At 39.0% G+C, this 19,810-nt stretch carries 17 protein-coding genes; 2 read left to right on the forward strand and 15 right to left on the reverse strand.

Annotated elements, in window-relative coordinates:
• Positions 1–182: 182 nt before the first annotated feature.
• From JJN12_RS06990 to JJN12_RS07000, 3 genes are all read right to left on the reverse strand, one after another.
• On the reverse strand, positions 183–1,706 hold the full coding sequence (locus tag JJN12_RS06990; RefSeq protein WP_208428998.1) for a S1C family serine protease: 1,524 nt from the start codon (positions 1,704–1,706) through the stop codon (positions 183–185).
• A gap of 138 nt (positions 1,707–1,844) precedes the next feature.
• On the reverse strand, positions 1,845–2,732 hold the full coding sequence (locus JJN12_RS06995; protein ID WP_208428999.1) for an endo alpha-1,4 polygalactosaminidase: 888 nt from the start codon (positions 2,730–2,732) through the stop codon (positions 1,845–1,847).
• A 12-nt stretch (positions 2,733–2,744) separates the two neighbouring features.
• Entirely contained in the window at positions 2,745–3,800 is a 1,056-nt protein-coding gene (locus JJN12_RS07000) for a DUF5050 domain-containing protein (RefSeq protein ID WP_208429000.1), read from the reverse strand.
• 120 nt (positions 3,801–3,920) lie between these two features.
• Here JJN12_RS07000 and pheA point away from each other — a divergent pair, with 120 nt between their 5' ends.
• Positions 3,921–5,051, forward strand: a complete 1,131-nt coding sequence (gene pheA, locus JJN12_RS07005; RefSeq protein WP_208429001.1) for a prephenate dehydratase — start codon at positions 3,921–3,923, stop codon at positions 5,049–5,051.
• A gap of 3 nt (positions 5,052–5,054) precedes the next feature.
• On the opposite strand, the gene JJN12_RS07010 is transcribed toward pheA, so the two are convergent.
• The 4 genes from JJN12_RS07010 to JJN12_RS07025 all read right to left on the reverse strand — a co-directional run bounded on the left by JJN12_RS07010 (position 5,055) and on the right by JJN12_RS07025 (position 10,336).
• Positions 5,055–5,735, reverse strand: coding sequence for an aspartate/glutamate racemase family protein (locus JJN12_RS07010; protein WP_208429002.1), 681 nt, complete (start codon positions 5,733–5,735; stop codon positions 5,055–5,057).
• Positions 5,735–6,925 (reverse strand): carboxylate--amine ligase, encoded by a 1,191-nt coding sequence (locus JJN12_RS07015; protein WP_208429003.1) that lies wholly within the window; start codon positions 6,923–6,925, stop codon positions 5,735–5,737. Before JJN12_RS07015 ends, JJN12_RS07010 begins: the two co-directional genes overlap by 1 nt.
• A gap of 87 nt (positions 6,926–7,012) precedes the next feature.
• Positions 7,013–8,848, reverse strand: a complete 1,836-nt coding sequence (asnB, locus tag JJN12_RS07020; RefSeq protein ID WP_208429004.1) for an asparagine synthase (glutamine-hydrolyzing) — start codon at positions 8,846–8,848, stop codon at positions 7,013–7,015.
• 9 nt (positions 8,849–8,857) lie between these two features.
• The gene (locus JJN12_RS07025) at positions 8,858–10,336 is read right to left on the reverse strand and encodes a UDP-N-acetylmuramoyl-L-alanyl-D-glutamate--2,6-diaminopimelate ligase (RefSeq protein ID WP_208429005.1); all 1,479 of its coding nucleotides are present in this window, start codon (positions 10,334–10,336) and stop codon (positions 8,858–8,860) included.
• 210 nt (positions 10,337–10,546) lie between these two features.
• On the opposite strand from JJN12_RS07025, the gene JJN12_RS07030 reads away from it, so the two are divergent.
• On the forward strand, positions 10,547–11,854 hold the full coding sequence (locus tag JJN12_RS07030; protein ID WP_208429006.1) for an HlyC/CorC family transporter: 1,308 nt from the start codon (positions 10,547–10,549) through the stop codon (positions 11,852–11,854).
• Positions 11,855–11,908: 54 nt separating this feature from the next.
• Here JJN12_RS07030 and JJN12_RS07035 read toward each other — a convergent pair whose 3' ends face one another.
• The 8 genes from JJN12_RS07035 to JJN12_RS14160 all read right to left on the reverse strand — a co-directional run bounded on the left by JJN12_RS07035 (position 11,909) and on the right by JJN12_RS14160 (position 19,355).
• Positions 11,909–13,387 (reverse strand): SpoIID/LytB domain-containing protein, encoded by a 1,479-nt coding sequence (locus JJN12_RS07035; protein ID WP_208429007.1) that lies wholly within the window; start codon positions 13,385–13,387, stop codon positions 11,909–11,911.
• Positions 13,362–14,699: an ATP-binding protein gene (locus JJN12_RS07040; RefSeq protein WP_208429008.1), complete on the reverse strand. Its 1,338-nt coding sequence runs from the start codon at positions 14,697–14,699 to the stop codon at positions 13,362–13,364. The genes JJN12_RS07035 and JJN12_RS07040 overlap by 26 nt, the downstream gene beginning before the upstream one ends.
• A gap of 90 nt (positions 14,700–14,789) precedes the next feature.
• Positions 14,790–16,586, reverse strand: a complete 1,797-nt coding sequence (gene argS / locus JJN12_RS07045; RefSeq protein ID WP_208429009.1) for an arginine--tRNA ligase — start codon at positions 16,584–16,586, stop codon at positions 14,790–14,792.
• Positions 16,587–16,795: 209 nt separating this feature from the next.
• Entirely contained in the window at positions 16,796–16,951 is a 156-nt protein-coding gene (locus JJN12_RS07050; RefSeq protein WP_208429010.1) for a hypothetical protein, read from the reverse strand.
• A 352-nt stretch (positions 16,952–17,303) separates the two neighbouring features.
• Positions 17,304–18,305, reverse strand: a complete 1,002-nt coding sequence (locus JJN12_RS07055) for a CFI-box-CTERM domain-containing protein (protein ID WP_208429011.1) — start codon at positions 18,303–18,305, stop codon at positions 17,304–17,306.
• A 53-nt stretch (positions 18,306–18,358) separates the two neighbouring features.
• Complete coding sequence (locus JJN12_RS07060) at positions 18,359–18,592, reverse strand: hypothetical protein (protein ID WP_208429012.1); 234 nt, start codon at positions 18,590–18,592, stop codon at positions 18,359–18,361.
• A gap of 110 nt (positions 18,593–18,702) precedes the next feature.
• Positions 18,703–19,146, reverse strand: coding sequence for an IS110 family transposase (locus JJN12_RS14155; RefSeq protein WP_328706815.1), 444 nt, complete (start codon positions 19,144–19,146; stop codon positions 18,703–18,705).
• A complete protein-coding gene (locus JJN12_RS14160) occupies positions 19,143–19,355 on the reverse strand; it encodes a hypothetical protein (protein WP_236013725.1) in 213 nt (70 codons plus the stop codon). The genes JJN12_RS14155 and JJN12_RS14160 overlap by 4 nt, the downstream gene beginning before the upstream one ends.
• Between the last annotated feature and the right edge of the window lie 455 nt (positions 19,356–19,810).

Below are 19,810 nucleotides of genomic sequence, written 5' to 3' on the forward strand. Positions count from 1 at the left end.
ATATATCCGCCACAGTGAGAACCCTCGGAGAGATTTTTATGTGATGGGGAATTTTGGTGAAAATTCCTATCATATAAAAAACCGCCACATACACAGATTATCTGTATATGTGGCAGTTATCAAAGGAGAATGTCCATTAAACACATGGTTTTCAGTAAGTTCTGCAGTCTATCAATTAATATTTAGTGGTTAAAGAAGAAGTTAAAAGGATTCTCCTCAGAACCGCCGTCTGAGCCGCCAAATGGTGATTCAAAATAGTTGTTTCCACCTTCGTTACTTCCATCATTTCCGTTATTTCCATTGCTGTTGTTGTTATTGTCGTTGTTGTTACGATACTCTGAAGAGTCCTCGGACTTAGAATTAGAATTCTTAAGTTCAGACCTGTTACCTAAGGTTACCTGAACCTCTTTTTCCACATACTGTCCGTTTACATACTGCATTATGGTAAGCTTAACTACTGTTCCAGCCTTAACAGATAAGAGCTTTGACTGAAGCTCAGCCATGGTCTTAACCTCTACTCCGTTAAAGCCTGTAATTATATTACCCATCTTAAGTCCTGCTTTTTCAGCAGGGCTGCCCTTTGTAGCATTGGTAATATATACACCTATAGGCATACCGTAAATCTGGTTGTAGTTCTTTGTTATATCCCTGCCCATGATTCCAAGATAAGACTGCTCATTCTCAGGAATTACTTCTCTGTTCATAAGGTCATTGATTATAGGGAGAGCTGTTGAGATAGGGATGGAGAAGCCCATTCCTTCTACCTTTTCATCAGCATACTTTACAGAGTTGATACCGATAACCTCACCTTTAGCATTAAGTAAAGCACCGCCTGAGTTACCAGGGTTGATAGCTGCATCTGTCTGGATGAGCTTCATAGTATAGTCCTCATCAGCTATTTCTCTGTTAAGAGCACTTACATAACCAACTGTAGTTGACTGACCATAACCTAGTGCATTACCAATGGCTATAACCATCTGTCCAACCTTAAGCTTTGATGAATCACCTATGGTAGCAACCTTTATCTTTGAGAGGGTGTCTTTCTTTATATCAGACATCTTTACTGAAAGTACTGAAAGGTCTGCACCTGCGTCTGCACCTTTAACCGTTGCTTCAGCAGTAGTCTCATCATTAAATGTAACTGTTATCTTCTGATTTTTAGCACCTGTCTCTGCTTTAGTTACGTGATTGTTACTTACTATAAGCACTTCATTATTATTCTGTCCAATAATGATACCTGAGCCGCTTCCACCGCTCTGACCCTTGTATGTCTGACCAAATACGTTGGTTGCAACAGTGTCATACACGTTACTTATAGAGACTATAGATGGCATTACATTCTCAACTACTCCCGAAACATCTGAAGCAGTTGCAACCTCATTTCCGCTATCCTTTGTAGTAGCAAGAGTCACTGTATTCTTAGTTTCAGCTTCTTTTGCAGTTTCAGTAGGTGCTATAGCCTGATTGGATACAGCCTGTTTTGCCGAGAGCATATTGCCAAGGTAAACTCCACCTCCTGCTGAACCACCGATAAGAAGTGCAGCTACCAGCACAAATGCCATCGGATGAGATTTCTTTTTCTTCTTGCCGTTGTTACCCTGTCCGCCGCCATTTGGGTTTCCATCGTTTACAGGGTAGTTTCCGTAATAACCGGTACTTGTCTGGCTACCCTTTTCGTTTTCATTTAATCCGTTATAATTGTCCATGATTTACCTCCTTAAATTAAACAATATCAATTATTAAAAATGACATAACCTAAAAAGCACTCGCTTCATTTGTTATGTCATTATAATAAAATCAATTTGTGTTGACTTTGTGAAGGACTTTTGAACTAAATGTGATTTCTAGTCAAGTTTTAAGTCATCGGAAATATAATAATCCCAGCCTCGTTTTTCGCAGTATTTAGCTATCTTCTCCTCTAGCTCATCATCATCTTCCACGTATTCAGTAAGATAAATATGAACTCCTTTTTTGGAAAGCTTCGTAAGATAATCCGTATAATACTTTGTCACATCCTCTTTCTGAGTACCCGTATTTTCTCCATCCCAAAGTGAGAATACATCCTCCTGGTTTACTCCATCAGCTATCTTTTTAAGACTTTTATTCTCTTTAAGATATTTTGTTACGAATTCATCCCCGCCATTTATTATAAGAGCGGTATTCATCTTCTTTATACTTGTTAGTATCTTAACAAGCCCCTTATATATACTGTTCTTCTTATGCTGATAGTAGACATCTGTATTGTCTATAAAGAAGCCGTCAACTCCCTTTTTCTTATATGCCTTAGCAAGCCTTAGCATTTCTTTCTGCCAGCCCTTATCAGCTACATTTACCCAGTACTCACTCTTCCAGCCCTCGTATTCAGAAAGAGCCAAGTTCTTGAATTTCTTATAGTAAGGCCTATAGTCCTCAAGTGAGCCTATGCTTAGATAGGTATATACCTTCTTACCCGCTTTTTTTAGCTTTTTAATGTCAGCCTTAGTAAAAAGCTCTGCATCTATAATCACTGTCTGATAGTCATTAAGCTTGTCTATGTCTTTTCTACCAATTCCTATAAATACCCCAAAGCGCTTATCATAGTCATAATCAGCAGCCTTGGCCTTTATTAAAAATGCAAAGATGATAACAAAGATAATCATAGGCACAATAAAGATGGCTAAGGCTATGCGCCTGAGGCTCCTTATCTGCTTCTTTACTTCCTCTTCTCTTTCCTTATCATTCATCACTTCCATTGTATTTCCTCCTTATTTCTTCTTGTCTTCAGTAAGGTCAGGCGGATTGAAACTCTCCACCACATCCGGTGCATTTAACGAAAAATAGTATTCGTCATCAGTTCCAAACTCCCTAAAGAACACCCTGTCTCCGATTATACTTATACCGTTGTAGTCTCCCTCCTTAACAACTGTCTTTTTACGCGTAGAAAGATCCATAACCTCAAGCCTGTTCTTCTTCCCGTCATCTACCTGATAAACTATATACTGTTCATCAGGAGTTACATTGTAATATGAACATTTCTCCTCTACAAGTATGGTAGGATTCTGTCCAAGCTCATCTATTTTAGCTATGTTATAGTTCTGAGACAGTGATATGAAGTAGATATTGCCGCCTATTAGTACAGGCTGATAGCAGTTTCCCTTATATATAACCACTTTCTGCTTTGAATCAGGATCAAAAGAATATATATAATGGTCTCCCTCTGCTCCAGCATAGTATATCTTGGTACTTGTAAGGGTTCCAGGTACAACCTTTTCTTCAAGCAAGAGTTCATCCTTCTTACCATCAAGGCTTGCACGGTAAAGATTCATATTGCCATCCTTTTCGTGCTTCTGGTAGTATACCTCATTGCCTATCAGGCTTACGGCACCCACATCATAGGCATATATGCCTCCTATTGAGTGGCTTCCTTTTTTATTCACCCTGTATATACCTGAATAGGAAAACTGCAGTACATGCTTCACGCTGTCATTTCTGGTATAGTTAAGCCTCGAATATACCACATAATTTGAAGTATTATTGATGTAACCGACTGTGTCTTCCTGCATATACTGAAAATCATCCAGATTCTTTGACATCGAATAAAGTGCCCCGCCATCGTTTAGGTTACTAAAATAAATCCTGTCATCATCAGCACAGAAAAGTCCTCCATTGTATAGGTTGCAGGCTGTGTTGCCAACTGCTCCCTCGACATTTGGTATAACTCTGCCCGAATACTTTGCTACCACAAATATAGTAGCTATTGTCACCAAAACTAAAAGCAGCAGTATATTGGACTTTATGCTTCCCAGTTTTCTCTTTTGCATCTATTGCCTCCCTGTCATATGAGTACGTGGTGTACACTTCCTTATCATTACAATTATACTTGCCTTTTGAATCTATTTCAATATAATTAAAGGTGATTATTAATATTGAAAGGATGACCAATGATAGATTTAAGCGAAACAAGGGTAAAAATAGATGAAATAGACAGTAAGATAATCTCCTTATTTAACGAGAGAATGAAGCTTGCAGATGATGTTGCTAACTATAAAATAGCCACAGGAAAGCCTGTATATGATGCTGTCCGTGAAAAAGAAAAGCTTCTGGTTATAGAGGGCTTTGGTGAGGATGATTTTGGCAAAACAGCACTAAGAGAGTTATTTACACAGATTATGTCAATCAGCCGCAAGTATCAGTACAGGAAGATTGCAGACGTATCCAAAACTTCTTCATCCGTTACTTCTTATTCAGCAGATAACATAGGCTTCTTTGGTGGCAGCGGTACCTATACTGAAAGGGCTATGAAGGACTTCTTTGGAAATGATACCAAGGCTAAATCCTTTGATAGCTTTAAGAAGGTCTGTGAGGCTGTAGGTAATGGAAGTATAGAGTATGGTGTGCTTCCTATTGAGAACTCCACCACAGGGAGCATATCAGATATCTACGACTTACTTATGGAGTATGAGATTCATATAATAGGAGAGGCAATTGAGCCTATCGATCATGCTCTCTTAGGACTGCCTTCGGCAAACCTCGTTGACATAACAGAGGTATATTCACACCCTCAGCCACTGCTGCAGTGTTCGAATTTCCTCACAAAATACCCTGATTGGAATACCTTTGCCTATGGAAGCACATCAAAAAGCGCACTAAAGGTAAAAAATGACGGCAAGATAAACCAAGCCGCCATTGCAAGTAAGGCAAATGCAGAGTTCTACGGGCTTAAGGTGCTTGCAGAAAATATTGCCAATGACACCCTTAACGCTACCCGCTTCATAGTAATAGGAAAAGGCGGTAACTACCTTGAAAATGCTGATAAAATTAGCATCAGCTTTGAGATCCCTCATAAAACCGGCTCACTTTACAGCATACTTTCAAACTTCATATACAACAATATCAATATGACAAATATAGAATCGAGGCCTATACCTAAGAGACGCTGGCAATACCGTTTCTTCGTTGACTTTGACGGCAACTTAAATGATGCAGGGGTAATAAACGCCATCACAGGTCTTAAGGCTGAAGCTGATAGCTTTACTCTGCTTGGAAACTATGTGGGGGCTGATAAAAAGTAAGGCTTACTTTACCTTCGCTCCGCTTAGTTCAATGCTTCTTTTAACCAGCACATTTAGAGCATCAATAGTATTTATATCCTCAGGAATATCAAGGAGACTAAGCTCCGTACAGGCTATTATTCCAATTGTCTGTGGGTTGCAGTATCTCTTAAGCATGTCCACAAACCTGCTGCCATCTAAGTTATTGGTTTCCTTGATATTATATATTATATCCATTACAACCTGTTTGTCCTTAGCAGATACTTCCTTAACAAGAATACCATTCTCTCCGGCATATTTTTCATATACTCCTGAATTCAGAGTCCCCAGAGTTCCAAAGACTGCTATCTCTTTAATCCCTCTTTTTTTAACCTCAAGAATAGTCTCAGAAATCATGTTGATTATCCTAAGGTTTGTAAACTTCTTAAACTCGTCAAAGAAATAGTGGCTTGTGTTGCAGGGAATTGCAACCGCCTCTACACCTATATCCTCAAGTATTTTAAAATCTTTCTTTATAACCTCTAAAAACTCTCCGCCTTTATTTTCAATAATGCATTTCGTTCTGTCAGGCATGGATGCATGGCTTAAAACCACCATGTCTATGTGCTCATTGTCACATTTAGCTGCTGTATTAAGCACAACTCTCTCATAAAAGCTGACTGTAGCCAAAGGCCCCATGCCTCCGATAACTCCTAATTTATACACTATTTCCTCCTAAATATCTTCTTAAAGGCTTTGCCAAGCAGTCGTTTGTTAAAGAAGAACCAAGGTGCCATATCATCTGCGGCAAAGATGGCAGGAGCCCATTTTCTTGAAAAGGATATCCTTAAGGACTTTAAGATGCCTACCTGTCCTGTCTTCTTATATCTGAGGATGGCAACTATATCCTCAAAACCATATATAAACGCATATCTTGTATTATAATTTATGAACTTGGTGTCACTCTCCTTTAGGCCGCCTGTAAGGTCAAGATAAGCAATGTAAGGCATATTGATACCACATTTATATATCATGTTGTTAAAGTTGGTTGTTCTTGCATTTATCTCAATGAGGTAAATCTCTCCTGTCTTTTCGTGCTTCTTAAACTCTATCTCTCCAAAGCCCCTATAGCCTATATTCTCAAGGAAAGGCTTTGATATCTCAACAAGCTTTGGATTGTATTTTTGAATGGTAAATACTGAAGCACCAAAGTTAATAGGCCACTGGCGCTGCTTTTGTGCAGTTAAATAATGGGTGGTCTTTCCACTCCTTGCAATATAAAAATCGTAGGTCAGCATACAGTCATCAAAGCCCGGCACTATCTCCTGTACAAAGATTTCAATGTCATTATCCTTTGCCTTCTTTATACCTACTTCCATCTCTTCAAGGTTCTTGCAGATGAAGACCTTGTTTCTAAATACCTTGGTGAACTTAACTGTATCAAAAGGCTTGATTATACAAGGAAATCCTACTTCATTCTTAACTCTCTCCACCAGATTCTCATCGTTTACGCTAATGGTTGCAGGGATTTTCACGCCATTTTCAAGAGCTATATCGTGTAAGGTCCACTTGTCAAGAAGCTTGGAATTAAGTCCCTTTGCCTGGCTGATTAAGTAGTACTTTGAAAGCTCATCATAGTATTTGTCTATGAATTCCACGTACTTATCGTGTGTCGGCAAAAGAACAGGCTTTTCTGACTGCTTTTTTCCATACTCAACTAGACCGGTAAAGGCTTCTTCTCCGAACTTGTTCAGATTGTCAATCTTTAAGAATTCAGATACGAACTTGGACTTTGCTCCATAAGCATTCTTTAAGTCGTAGTCACAAGCTACAACGTGAACGCCCTCCCTGCCCAAGCACCTGATTACACTAAGTCCGATATAATAATTGCATCCTAATACTACTGCCTTATTCATTGCTTCTACCTCGTATATATTGATGTTAATGCCAAAAGTATAGCTCCTTACAGTGCAGCATTGCTGCTATTTGCCTTCTTACAAATCTTATGCTGCCGCTCCTTTAAAGTAGATTTCATACCATTTTAAGAAGGTATAGATAGTATATACCTTACGTCCGTTATTGGTTATGCCGTTAAAATGGTCATCTAAGAGCTTGTTTATCTTATCTTTATCAAAGAACTCACTTACAAAGTCTTTGTTAAAGACTTCCTTAACTATTTTATAATACTTCTCTTCCTTAATCCATAACACAAAAGGCACAACAAAGCCTAGCTTCCTACGCTTTGCCCAGTCTTCAGGAAGTTTGTTCTTGGCAGCCCTTCTAAAGGCATACTTGGTTATCTCGTTATGTACCTTATGTCTGACAGGGATAGTTCTTGCAAGCTCCCACATCTTTTTGTCAAGAAGAGGCACTCTAAGCTCTATGGAATTTGCCATAGTCATCTTGTCAGCTTTAAGAAGGATGTCCTCTACTATCCACATCTTCATATCCAGATAAAGCCTTTTTGAGACATCATCCATATTTTTAACTTCGTCATAGTATTTCTTAGTCAAATCCCTTGAGGTCTCAGCATTCTTATACTTAGAGGTGACAAGGGAATTCGCAAGCTCATCCGTCATGATCTCTGCAGGCCCTATGTATCTATCCTCTACCTTCTGACCGTATTTCAATATAATGGTCTGCCCCCTAAAATGCTTCCTATCCTTGTACTTCAAGTAGAGCTTATGTCTAAGGCTAAAAGGAAGCTTCCTATACATCCTCTGAGGTAGTGCATCTGCGTACTCATTGTAGCCTGCAAAAAGCTCGTCAGCACCTTCTCCTGAGAGCACCACCTTGACCTGCTCAGATGCAAGTTTTGAGAGGAAGTATAGAGGCACTGAGGAAAGGTTTGCGTGTGGCTCATCAGAATAATACTGCACCTTATTGATGCCTTCGAAGAATTCATCAGGAGTAATCAGCTTTGCAAAGTTTTTAATGCCAAGGCTGTCCGAAAGCTCCTTTGCGTACATAGTTTCATTAAAGCCCTTGTTGTCAAAGCCCACTGAAAATGTCTTATCAGGCAGAGCTGTTGCCACCACATAGCTAGAGTCAACTCCACCTGAGAGGAAGGAGCCTACCTCTACATCGCTGATTTTATGGTATTTAACTGACTCTTCTACCTCTTTTTCTATCTTGCCCACAGCCTCATCAAAGGTCATGTCCTTATAATCAAGAGTAAGATTATAGTAGGTCTTTATCTCCATTTTCCCATTTTCGTATATGTAATAATGCCCCGGTCTTAACTTCTTAACCCCCTTAAAGAAAGTCTCCTCTAGAGGATTGTACTGAAAAACCAAATAATGCTTTAGTGCCTTTTCATTTACTGCCTTCTTAAACTTTGGGTACTTAAGGAAGGACTTAACCTCTGAGCCAAAGAGTAAGTCTCCATCAAGTAAAGCATAATAATAAGGCTTGATACCAAAGTGGTCTCTTGCACCAAAGAGCTTCTCCTTCTTGCTATCCCAGATAGTAAAAGCAAACATCCCTCGAAGCTTAGCTAAAATTCCTTCTTCGCCGTATTCTTCATAGCCATGTAAGATAACTTCCGTATCTGTATGTGTCTTAAACTTGTAGCCCTTAGCCACAAGGTCCTCCCTAAGCTCCTGATAGTTATAGATTTCTCCGTTAAATATGATGGCTGTATCGCCGCTTTCATTTAATATAGGCTGAGAGCCCTCGTGCAAGTCAATGATACTAAGTCTTCTAAAGCCAAAGTTAACATCTTTGTCAAAATAATAACCATCACTGTCAGGACCACGGTGAATAATCTGGTTATTCATCTCTTTTATTACATTTTTATCTTTTACATTTTTACTGCAAAATCCTACAAATCCACACATATTCTCTCCTTACATCCTGCCAAGAATCTCTCTTACCGTGTCTATCTCGCTGTATGGCAGATATTCGTTTCCTATTACCTGATAAGGCTCTACACCCTTTCCTGCAAGCAGTACTATATCTTCCTCACCTGCCATCTTTAAGGCGTGTTCAATGGCTTCTTTTCTATCTTCTATTACAGTGTAATTTGTTTTATCACAATCTGAAATGAGTCCCTCTACAATGTGGGCTATGCTCTCATTTCTAGGGTTATCAGCTGTAAATACAACCTCGTCCGAATTCTCAAGGGCAATCCTTCCCAAATCAGGCCTCATACTGGAGTCTCTGTTACCACCGCTATGCCCTATGAGGGTAATTATCCTCTTGTGCGGCACCTTGATTAAAGTTTTAAGCACATTTAAGAGTCCATCCGGAGTATGTGCAAAGTCTATAATTATCTTATAGCCCTTATCCGTATGAAGAACTTCCATCCTTCCGCCCACTCCGGTAAAGCTCTTTAGGGCTTTAGCACTTTCTTCAATCCCGATTCCTTTAGCATAGGCAGCAGATATAGCCGCAAGCACATTGTATACATTAAATACACCCACCAGGTGGGTCTCTATCTTATATACATCGCCTAAAAAATGCAAATCAAACTTCATCTTCCAGTCATCAAAGCTTATATTGTCCGCATAAAAATCTGCACTTTTATCATTTATTCCGTATGTAATCACCTCTGCAGGAGTATGGAGTCTGTATTCCCTTGAGTGCTCATCATCTATGTTTAGCACAGCAGTCTTTAATTTCCCGTTTTTAACAGTATGCCCAAGCTGGGTAAATAAGAGCTCCTTGGTGCGGGCATAGTTTTCCATGGTCTTATGTAAGTCCAGGTGCTCGTGAGATAAATTCGTAAATACTGCTACATCAAAATCACAGCCAATCACCCTGTCAAGTGCAAGTGCGTGTGATGAAACCTCCATAATACAGGAGTCACAGTTTTCCTCCACCATATCCTTTAACAGTCCCTGAAGGGTAACTGATACCGGTGTGGTATTCTTTGTCGGTATAATCTTCTTTCCTATCTTATGATGAATGGTTCCTATCAGTCCGGTTTTTTGCCCGTTTTCTTCAAAAATATGGTTAATCAGGTAACTCGTTGTCGTCTTCCCGTTGGTCCCTGTTATCCCCACCATGAACAGCCTTCCGCTAGGCTCTCCAAAGAGTACATTTGACAAAAGTGCCATCACTTTCAAGGTGTCTTTCACATATACCACTGGGATATTTCCCGCCTTATCAGAGATATCTTTACTTGCGATGAAAAGGCTAGCCCCCTTATCTCCCGCACTTTCTACGAAGGTGTGTCCATCTACCTGACTTCCCTCTATACAGATGAAAGCAGTTCCTTCTTTTATATCTCTGCTGTCCTGTGAAATATATTTTATATCAATGTTTTCTATATCACCATAGATTTTCTTAACTTTTATGTAAGCCAATAATTCACTTGCTAACATATTAAAACTCCTAATTTACCTGTCATACGACTTTTTTTACATTTATCATACTAGCTTTAGTTATAACTTCTTTGCTGTATGCAATATCTGTTATAGTGTAAATCATTTACTCTAATTTGTCTAGTACTCTTGACAGAAACCCTTTATTCTAGTATGATATAGGGGTATTTTTGTACTATTTTAAAATTATTTAACTAAGGAGATGATGATTTGGACCCCAGTGACGCGATAAATATTATCGTGCTTTTTGTGCTAGTTCTGCTTTCAGCATTTTTTTCATCGGCTGAAACAGCAATTATATCTGTAAACAAGATTAGAATCCGTTCTATGGTAGAAGAAGAGGTTAAGAATGCTGCTCTGGTAGCGAAAATAACCGAGGATTCGAGGAAGTTTATAAGCACGGTGTTAATAGGCAACAACGTGGTAAATATTTCAGCTTCTGCTCTTACAACAACCTTTGTGCTTGGGCTATTTGGAAATGTTTACGTCGGTATAGGTACAGGTATCCTCACTATGATTATACTTGTATTCGGAGAAGTTCTCCCAAAGACGATTGCAACTATCCACGCAGAGAAGCTTTCTCTTGCTTACGCACCTATACTGCTGTTTTTGATGAAGTTGTTTACCCCGCTGGTATTTCTCTTAAATATAGTTTCCGGCGGAATACTTAAAATCTTTGGCATCGATCCTGACAAGATGACTACAGGAATTACCGAAAATGAGCTTTTAACCTATGTGGAGGTAAGCCACGAGGAGGGTATCATCGAGAACGAAGAGAAAGAAATGATAACCAACGTGGTTGACTTTGGTGATTCTCTGGTTAAAGATGTAATGGTGCCTAGGGTTGATATGTATATGATAAATGACGATATCAGCTATGACGAGCTTTTATTTGCCTTTGAAAAGGATAAATACTCAAGACTTCCGGTATATCAGGAGAATTACGATAACATAATCGGTATAGTCTACCTGAAAGATGTGGCTTTTTACAAGGGTGATAAACAAGGGTTTAAGATCGAGTCGATTCTTCGTCCGGCTAACTTTACCTATGAGTTTAAGAAGACCTCTGAACTTCTCATAGAAATGAGAAATTCTTCACTTTCAATGTGTATAGTGCTTGATGAGTACGGTGCCGCTGTAGGTCTTATTACTCTTGAAGACCTACTCGAAGAGATAGTCGGAGAGATTCGTGACGAGTATGACGGTGACGAAGTGGATGATATAGTTCAGTTAGATCAGGATGAGTACATGGTTCTTGGCTCTACCAGACTTGATGACTTCAACGAGTTCTTTGGCACTGAGTATGAATCAGATGACTATGATTCCATCGCAGGTAAGCTTATTGAACTTTTTGAAAGACTTCCTGATAAAGGTGATGCAATTACAGACGGTTCGCTTTCCTTCTTAATTGAATTTGTTGACCATAGAAGAATAGAGAAGGTAAGAGTGAGAAAGCTTCCAAGTGCTGATGAGGGTTCTGATTATGCAGAGTCTGACTTTGGTGAAGCTTCAGAATAATATAATAGATAAAGAAATAAAGCGTAATGAAAACATCAAATTTTCGTTACGCTTTTAGTGTACCTCCACGCCTGTGAAGTAATACATAATTATTCTCTTGTAGCCATAGCCTGCCTCTGCCATGCCTCTTGCCCCTGACTGGCTAAGCCCTACTCCATGTCCATATCCGCTCCCTGAAAATATAAAGTCACCCTTTACCTTACCACTCTCTACACTTAGGCTTCTTACTGAGTCAGAAGATGAATATACATTTATTTTGGTACTATAGAGGTTAAATGCCTTTCTTATCTCCTGTTTGCTAAGCACGAGCCTTCCTCTGCTTCCTTTTACAAGAAGTGAAAGTGCCCTGCCCGACTTTGACCTGTTTGTGATTGTTAGCTTTTCAATACTTCCAAGACTTACTCCCTTCTTTGCAGCATATCCTTTTAGCATATTTTGAAGCTCCACCCTGGTATAGCCAATAGTCCAAGGCTTTTTCTCAGGTTTGTTCTCATAAGGATCCGGCACAGACCTAAGCCAGGGCTTTTTACCTCCCCAGACATTTTCAGAGCTCTCCGTATATCCACCTGAGGTCGAAAAATAGGTTGTCTTTACTACCTTGTTTTTGTAAGTTACAAACTCATTCTCAGTATCCTTACAGGCCTTATCTGTTTCTTTTTTTTCAGCCTTCATACCACCGTAAGACTGATGAGAAATGGTATCGGTTAGCTTATAGCCCTTTATAATATCGCTATCCGAACCAAAGCCTGAGACTGCAGCTCCAAAACTCCTCGCACATACAGCCTGCGCCTTGAGTGCAGATATATTCCAGCTGGGGCTCATTTCAAGGGGAACCGAGCCCCTTATATACTCTTCCAGGTTTACCACATTGACGGGAGTCACCCCGCTTCTTCCATAGGTTCCTACCTCAATCCTGCCTCTGTAGCGTTTTTCATTATTTACAGACACACCCTCAACCCTGTTTAACGGTTCAAACTGGGGATTGGCACCCGCTTCTTTCACATCCACTAAAAACCTGCTATTTCCTATATTCACTGACAAAAGATATTTACTGCTCTTATTTTTTGAAGCCACCTGATACACATCATTGGTATTAAGCGAAGCATCGGCAGAATAAGCATCGTAGAGCTTCCACACTCCCCTTCCGTTCTTATCAAGACCGATAAGGGCAGGAACTGCGGTAAGGGTTTTGTTAAAGGCTTTTAAGTTAGCCGCTTCTGAGGCAGCCTTGGCATAGGTTGTAAAGCTTCCTCCAAAGACATTGTAAGAGCCATAATCCCTTGATATGCTTATCCCTGTATTACTCCTAAGCACATCTGCCTGATAATAAACATTCTTCTTTGAAAAGCCTATTTTCAGAGCAGAATTGTCGAGCCTTATAGACGGTTTATTGTAATACTCCTTTGTAAGTCCAACCCTTACCATATTCTCTCCCTCAGGTATTGCCGCCTTTATGACCACTATCCTGGAGAACACCGCCTCAAATACTAAGAGAAATAAAAGCAGATTAACTATTATTCTTCTCTTTTTCATCTATACCACCACTTTGTTTACTTCCAAGGAGATAGTCCACGAACTGTCTGGCTGTTCTTCCCGAGCGTCCACCATTTGCTATCTCCCACTTTCTTGCCTCGTTATGAAGCTCTTTCTCATCTAGTTTAAGCTCTGGATACTCGCCCGCTATCCCTGAAACTATATCAAAATATTCATTCTGATTTGGCGCAAAATAACCTATGGTTATACCAAATCTGTCAGCAAGGGAGAGCTTCTCCTGCATCGTATCAGAGTGATGTACGTCCTGGTTATGCTCCATATCCGTCCTGTCACTCCAAAGCTCTCTTATCAGATGTCTTCTGTTTGAAGTGGCATATATGAGTACATTCTCTGGCCTTACCTCAAGTCCGCCCTCAATCACAGCCTTTAGGTACTTGTATTCAGTCTCAAACTCTTCAAAAGAAAGGTCATCCATATAGATGATGAATCTATAATTCCTGTTCTTTATCTGAGACAGAATTTCTGAAAGATAGACAAACTGATGCTTATATATCTCTATCATCCTAAGTCCATCAGGGTAGAACCTGTTAAGCACAGCCTTTACACTTGAAGACTTGCCTGTACCTGCGTCTCCATATAGTAGACAGTTATTGGCTCTCTTTCCATCCACAAAGGCTTTGGTATTGGCTATCAGCTTCTCTTTTTGTATTTCATATCCGACCAGCTCGTGAAGCCTTATTTCCACAGTATTGGTAATAGGAATAATGCTGCCATCCTTTTCAGATATCCTAAATGACTTGTTAAGACCAAACTTTCCTACCCCAAATGTCTTATAAAACTCAGTAACTCTCTCGTAGAATTCATTTTCATCTTTTGCTGCATTTAACAGACGGGACAAATCCTTTACCTTGTCTGATACATTTTTATTTATCCTTGTGTCTGCCTTTTTGATAGCCTTATAGTTAGTAATCACGCTAAAGCAGCTAATTCCAAGCTCCTCTTCAACCTTCGCAAAGTCATAGTGAAAAAGCCCTTTTATAATGGCAAAGTCGCCAAGCACAAAGCTTACAACGCTTCCTCCCCTGTCTCCTTCTTTCTCACAGGAAAGTGCAAATGGATTTTCATCCATAACAAGGAGGTAGGTAAGGTAGTTCTGCCATAGATTATTATCAAAGCCATTCTCAGTACTTACCGCAAGGAGTTTGTTGATACAGTTATAAATACGGCTTATAAGTTCATCCCTGTCCGTGGCATCAGCTTCAAATTCCCTGATGATATCCGCCACTTCCTTAAGGATCTCATCATTAGCGAGGTTTCTATAGACTATCAGCTTCTCTATACCAAATGACATTGATTTCTCCTTTATCTAATCTGTATTACCTACATTAGCTCAGTGGTGCCTATACCAAACAACATTGATTTCTCCTTAATTCTGCACTATCTACATACGCTCTGGGGCATCTATACCAAGCAAGTCAAGGCATTTTACGATGATTTTTTCAGTAATGTATGACAGCTTTAAGAGTGAATATTTTCTTGCTTCATCCTGCTCAGTAAGTATGTGGTTCTCATGGTAAAATGCACTGAAGCAGTTAGCGGCTTCATAGATGTAGGCACAGATTTTATGAGGTGCATACTCAGCCGCAGCCAGGCTTATCATATCTGAAAACTTTGCTATAACAAGCTCCAGCTCTCTTTCTGATACTGTAGTTGCCTTAACCAACTTCTTATCTGCAAAGAAACTGTCAAGCTCTGCCTTTGTTATGCCTTTTTCAGCTAAAAATTTATCAAGAATGGAGCGGATTCTAACTACTGTATACTGGATGTATGGTCCTGTATTTCCCTCAAATGAAGCAAACCTGTCAAGGTCAAAAATATAGTCCTTGCTCGCCTGATTGGATAAATCACCATACTTAAGCGCCGCAAGTCCTACCTGTCTTGCCACAGTATGCTTGGTCTCTTCATCCATTTCCCTGTCAGCCATCTTAGCTTCAACTTCTTCTGTAATCTCTGCAATGAGTCTCTCAAGCCTCATTACACCGCCCTCTCTGGTTTTAAAAGGCTTTCCGTCCTTGCCATTCATTGTACCAAAGCCTAAAAAGGTAAGATTAAGCTCAGAAGGTGCAATTCCTGTCTTCTTAGCTGCTCTAAATACCTGTTCGAAGTGCATTTCCTGCCTTTTATCTACCACATAGAGGATGTCAGTAGGGTTAAAAAGCTTAGCTCTTTCTACAATTGTAGCAAGGTCTGTAGTGCTATAAAGAGAAGCACCGTCTGACTTAAGTATGATGCAAGGAGGCACTTCCTTCTTATCATCCTCCCTAGCCACATCTACTACCAAAGCGCCCTCACTGGTATGTGCAAAGCCATCAGCCTTCATCTTCTCTACCATATCAGGTATGTAGGGTTGTGCATCACTTTCTTTTTTCCAAAGGTCGAAGCTTACATTAAGATTTTCATAATTCTTCTTAAGGTCTGCCACAGACACAGACAAAATATGGTTCCAAAGCGCCAGATATCCTCTATTTCCACTCTGTAAGAGAGCCGTTGCCTGTAAAGCCTCGTTTTTGTACTCTTCATTCTCCTTTGACCTTGCACTTGCTGCAGGATAGATTTCCTCAAGTTCACCCATGGTAAATGGTGCCTTACTAGGATATTCTCCTGTATAGCTCTCATCAAAGTAAACAAGCTCAGGTTTTCTATGCTTTAACTCTGTTATAATGAGTCCCATCTGAAGTCCCCAGTCACCAAGGTGTACGTCACCTATAACCTCGTTTCCTGCAAATCTCTCAGTTCGCTTTATACTCTCTCCGATAATTGCAGAACGGAGATGTCCTATGTGTAAAGGCTTAGCCACATTAGGACCGCCATAGTCTATCACTATCTTCTTTGGTTTCCCCTCTGTCTCATAGCCAAAGTTGTCATTACCTCCCATTTCATTTACATAGTCTGCCAAGAATTCATCCTTGAGGGTAAGATTGATGAAGCCAGGCTTAACAGCCTCTATCTTCTCAAATATCTTTCCTTCTTCAGAGAGCTTCAGTTTATCTGCCACCTCTTCTGCTATAACAAGGGGTGCTTTCTTATATTCCTTAACTGCTGCCATAGCTCCGTTACACTGGTACTGGCAGAGGTCAGGCCTGTTAGATATACTAACCATTCCGTATTTTTTATCGTAGCCTAGGCTAACAAAAGCATCTTCTACTGCTTCTTTTATCACAACAGATATCTTCTTCATTACAACTCTCCTCATACTTTATTTAATTAAAACATCTTGCAAATCCCCATCCTCTATAAAAGGACGGGGTATCTGCAAGATGGCTTTTTTAACAGTAAAATCAAGTGATTTACATATTAACCATTATTTCATTTTAGCATTTTTATAGAAAAAAGACAACTGTCACTGTCTTTCTATTTGCTGATTACTTCTAATTGTAGTTTTGTGGCTTAAATGCAACATAGTGTTGCGTCAACCTTAGAAATCTCACTATTACAAAACAGCCTCTCAAATACCACTGTAATCGAGTAGTAGGCTTTGACTGTCCGCCGTCCTCTCACAGCACTGTAAGCACAGTTCTCACACATTTCTTCCTCTTCATCCATCGGCCTCATTTATCTTGTTAGATAGCGTGCAGTTATTGGACTTTGGCTTGTGTAGCAGTCTTATCCTCTTGCATAACCTCGTTTAAGATTTCTGTTCGTCATACCAGAGATTTGCCCATGAGTTAGTATCTTCCTCATATCCAGCTTCCTTCAGATTCGAGGTCGCCCTCGACACCCTTGCTTTCGGCGCATCCTTCCCACTACCAGGCGGTTTCGGGACTGTACCCGTGAGAAACGTGATTCTCTAGGCAAACATTTAGAAAAAGTAAGTTTCACTCTCAACACGAATATAAATATTGAAGCCGATATGAGGAACTTACTTTTTCAATTCACCTAATTTCTTATTCCTTTACTAAATACTTTTATCTTTATATGGAGTATTTTTAATTCCCTTCTTTTGCAAATTGTTAACTAAATTATCTAATCTTTTTTTCCAAATTTTTTTAAACCATTTCGTATGCCCTAGCACTTTGACTAGAATAGGACTTATAGCATAATACATACGTATAAAAATATAACCATACCAACTTTTTGATAGTATGTAATCCCTATATCTCCTTAACGTCCACACCTGTGGGCAATCATAAGAACCATAAACACAGGTTGCAATGTAACAACCACCATCACCGTTGTTACCAGTCTTTTTATCTGAATCACTTATCTTATCACTTTGTCCAACTAATTCAATAAACCTGCTATAAAACTCATTTCGTGTAGTCATAATATAATTTTCATCTAATAGTACATCCAAATACTCTAACAAATAAGAAAGATTAATATTGCAATATTTAATATCAGTAAAAGAAGCCATTAACCACCTCTCATTTGATGTAGGTCTCAAATAGAATACTGTTAGCATAACCCTTGATCCAGGTATAACATCTTCTATGCTTCCTACTGAATAGTGTCCATTTCTTCCTTCAAAAAATTCAGTTACTAAAATACAATTTTGAACACTTTTAGTATTCTTCAGGTGCGTAATTTCATTGTAATCCTTTGAATTGTGCCATAGGGTTTCACTCTCAGACAACAACATCATATAACGCCCATCATCGTCTTTATCCATTTGAATAACTGTACCTGCTATCAAAAATGCCAATGGATTATCAGTTTCATTATATTTCGCTCTATTTATCTCTTCTTTCAAGTATTGACCTGGATATTTAACATTATAAATGATTTTGGAATAATCAACACACTTACCAGGTTGAAGCGTTTCTGCTCTCTTTAGCAAATTCTTGTCGATAAATTTATAACTTATTTCACTACTAATTTCATTTTTTATTCTCGAAAATTCTTCAGGATACTTGTTATACACATTATTATAAAATTTTATATTCTCTTCTAAAGTCATTTTATTTCCCTCCCAATATTAAGTAATTTTCTATTTTTCTAATTTAAAAACTTTCAATAAACTGTAATATCTTCAATATTACAACCAACTATTCTTAAAATATCTAACTTACATTCTTTTTCCCACTCATCGATATTTGTATTATATTCCTTATCCGAAAGTTTATTCCAAACTTCTTTTTCAAGAGCATACTCTTTTGTACCATCTTCATTTTCAATATCAATTTCTGCAATTCTCACAATTCCTTCCAATCCCTGATCTGAATTAAATTTTGCTTCTACAACCATCTTCCTTATCCTCCATATCACTTATTTTTCATTGAATATTACTAACTTATTAATACTCCACGATATCTCCTTATATATCTGTAGTTCCATGATTTTCTGCACGAACCACTTTACAGCTCCTTGCTTGCGATAGATCCATCCTTAATCCCAACACTTGCTTTTGCGTACTGTAAGATTTCTCCGGCTCTGCTATACCCGCGTCCTCTAAGTTTAGCAGCATGCCAAATCTGTCTTATCCCTTCTTCTCCAAGTGCGATCAGTTCATCCGGAAATGGTGCCTCTTTCAGCAGTTCAAGGCTAAATGCACCATCAACTTTGCCCAACGCATCCTTATACTCCGGAAAATATATCTTCATCTCTCTGTGCATCCGGTTGATTGTTCGTATTCTGTCTTCATTCAGTTGGTCTCTGAACATGGATAACCTACGAAGTTCCGCATAGATTTTTTCTGGAAGATATGGCATACCAAAGTTGCCATCCTTGACAAGATTTGCTATCAGTTTTGGATCCTTCCTGTCATCCTTCAGCTGGCTGTTATCTTCAACCTCCTTTATCTGCCTACGTCACATCCCAAGATAAGCATGTCATCGCTGATAAATGAGAGTTTTTCATTTTTATCAAACTTACCATTGGTTTCCAACTCACGCCAGGTTGAAGCTGTGAGATTTTCCCTAATCACCTCCGCTTTTTTCAAAAGCTCCTGCTGTTCAAAAATATTTGCTGTTACTACTTGATTTTTCTTCTTTGTACCTTTAATATTCATTTTAGATACCTCTTGTATTTTTAGATTTTACCAACTGGCAGGTCAGTAATAATCTAGATTTACTTGAGGTATTATTTTATGTCAATCTCTTGACCTATTTAAAGTATACAGGAAGCTTTCTTATAGTGTTAATTTTAAACAACAAAAGCACCGGCCTGATACTTCCTCAGACAGATGCTTAAATGTATTATATTCAATTTTAACAGCGTTTATAAATTCACGCAATAGCCCCTTGCTTGCTTGCTTGCTTGCTTGCTTGCTTGCTTGCTTGCTTGCTTGCTTGCTTGCTTGGAATTGTCCTATTTTCCATATTCTTTGTCAACCCCCTAAGTTAAAATTATTTTACATAATTTTAGTAAAGTAATACCAAAACTACTGATAAAATGGAATCTCTCCCATTGGCTTAGTATACAACATAATCAAGGTTTAGTCAATTATTTTATCAACTTTTGTGA

It is taken from the genome of Catonella massiliensis (assembly GCF_016651435.1).
Lineage (GTDB): Bacteria > Bacillota > Clostridia > Lachnospirales > Lachnospiraceae > Catonella > Catonella massiliensis.

What these genes read in the sequence shown, in the direction of transcription:
- JJN12_RS06990 (WP_208428998.1), bottom strand. Translation starts at nt 1,706, where the DNA reads ATGGACAATTATAACGGATTAAATGAAAACGAAAAGGGTAGCCAGACA.
- JJN12_RS06995 (WP_208428999.1), bottom strand. Translation starts at nt 2,732, where the DNA reads ATGGAAGTGATGAATGATAAGGAAAGAGAAGAGGAAGTAAAGAAGCAG.
- JJN12_RS07000 (WP_208429000.1), bottom strand. Translation starts at nt 3,800, where the DNA reads ATGCAAAAGAGAAAACTGGGAAGCATAAAGTCCAATATACTGCTGCTT.
- pheA (WP_208429001.1), top strand. Translation starts at nt 3,921, where the DNA reads ATGATAGATTTAAGCGAAACAAGGGTAAAAATAGATGAAATAGACAGT.
- JJN12_RS07015 (WP_208429003.1), bottom strand. Translation starts at nt 6,925, where the DNA reads ATGAATAAGGCAGTAGTATTAGGATGCAATTATTATATCGGACTTAGT.
- asnB (WP_208429004.1), bottom strand. Translation starts at nt 8,848, where the DNA reads ATGTGTGGATTTGTAGGATTTTGCAGTAAAAATGTAAAAGATAAAAAT.
- JJN12_RS07025 (WP_208429005.1), bottom strand. Translation starts at nt 10,336, where the DNA reads ATGTTAGCAAGTGAATTATTGGCTTACATAAAAGTTAAGAAAATCTAT.
- JJN12_RS07035 (WP_208429007.1), bottom strand. Translation starts at nt 13,387, where the DNA reads ATGAAAAAGAGAAGAATAATAGTTAATCTGCTTTTATTTCTCTTAGTA.
- JJN12_RS07040 (WP_208429008.1), bottom strand. Translation starts at nt 14,699, where the DNA reads ATGTCATTTGGTATAGAGAAGCTGATAGTCTATAGAAACCTCGCTAAT.
- argS (WP_208429009.1), bottom strand. Translation starts at nt 16,586, where the DNA reads ATGAAGAAGATATCTGTTGTGATAAAAGAAGCAGTAGAAGATGCTTTT.
- JJN12_RS07050 (WP_208429010.1), bottom strand. Translation starts at nt 16,951, where the DNA reads ATGGATGAAGAGGAAGAAATGTGTGAGAACTGTGCTTACAGTGCTGTG.
- JJN12_RS07055 (WP_208429011.1), bottom strand. Translation starts at nt 18,305, where the DNA reads ATGACTTTAGAAGAGAATATAAAATTTTATAATAATGTGTATAACAAG.
- JJN12_RS07060 (WP_208429012.1), bottom strand. Translation starts at nt 18,592, where the DNA reads ATGGTTGTAGAAGCAAAATTTAATTCAGATCAGGGATTGGAAGGAATT.
- JJN12_RS14160 (WP_236013725.1), bottom strand. Translation starts at nt 19,355, where the DNA reads ATGAATATTAAAGGTACAAAGAAGAAAAATCAAGTAGTAACAGCAAAT.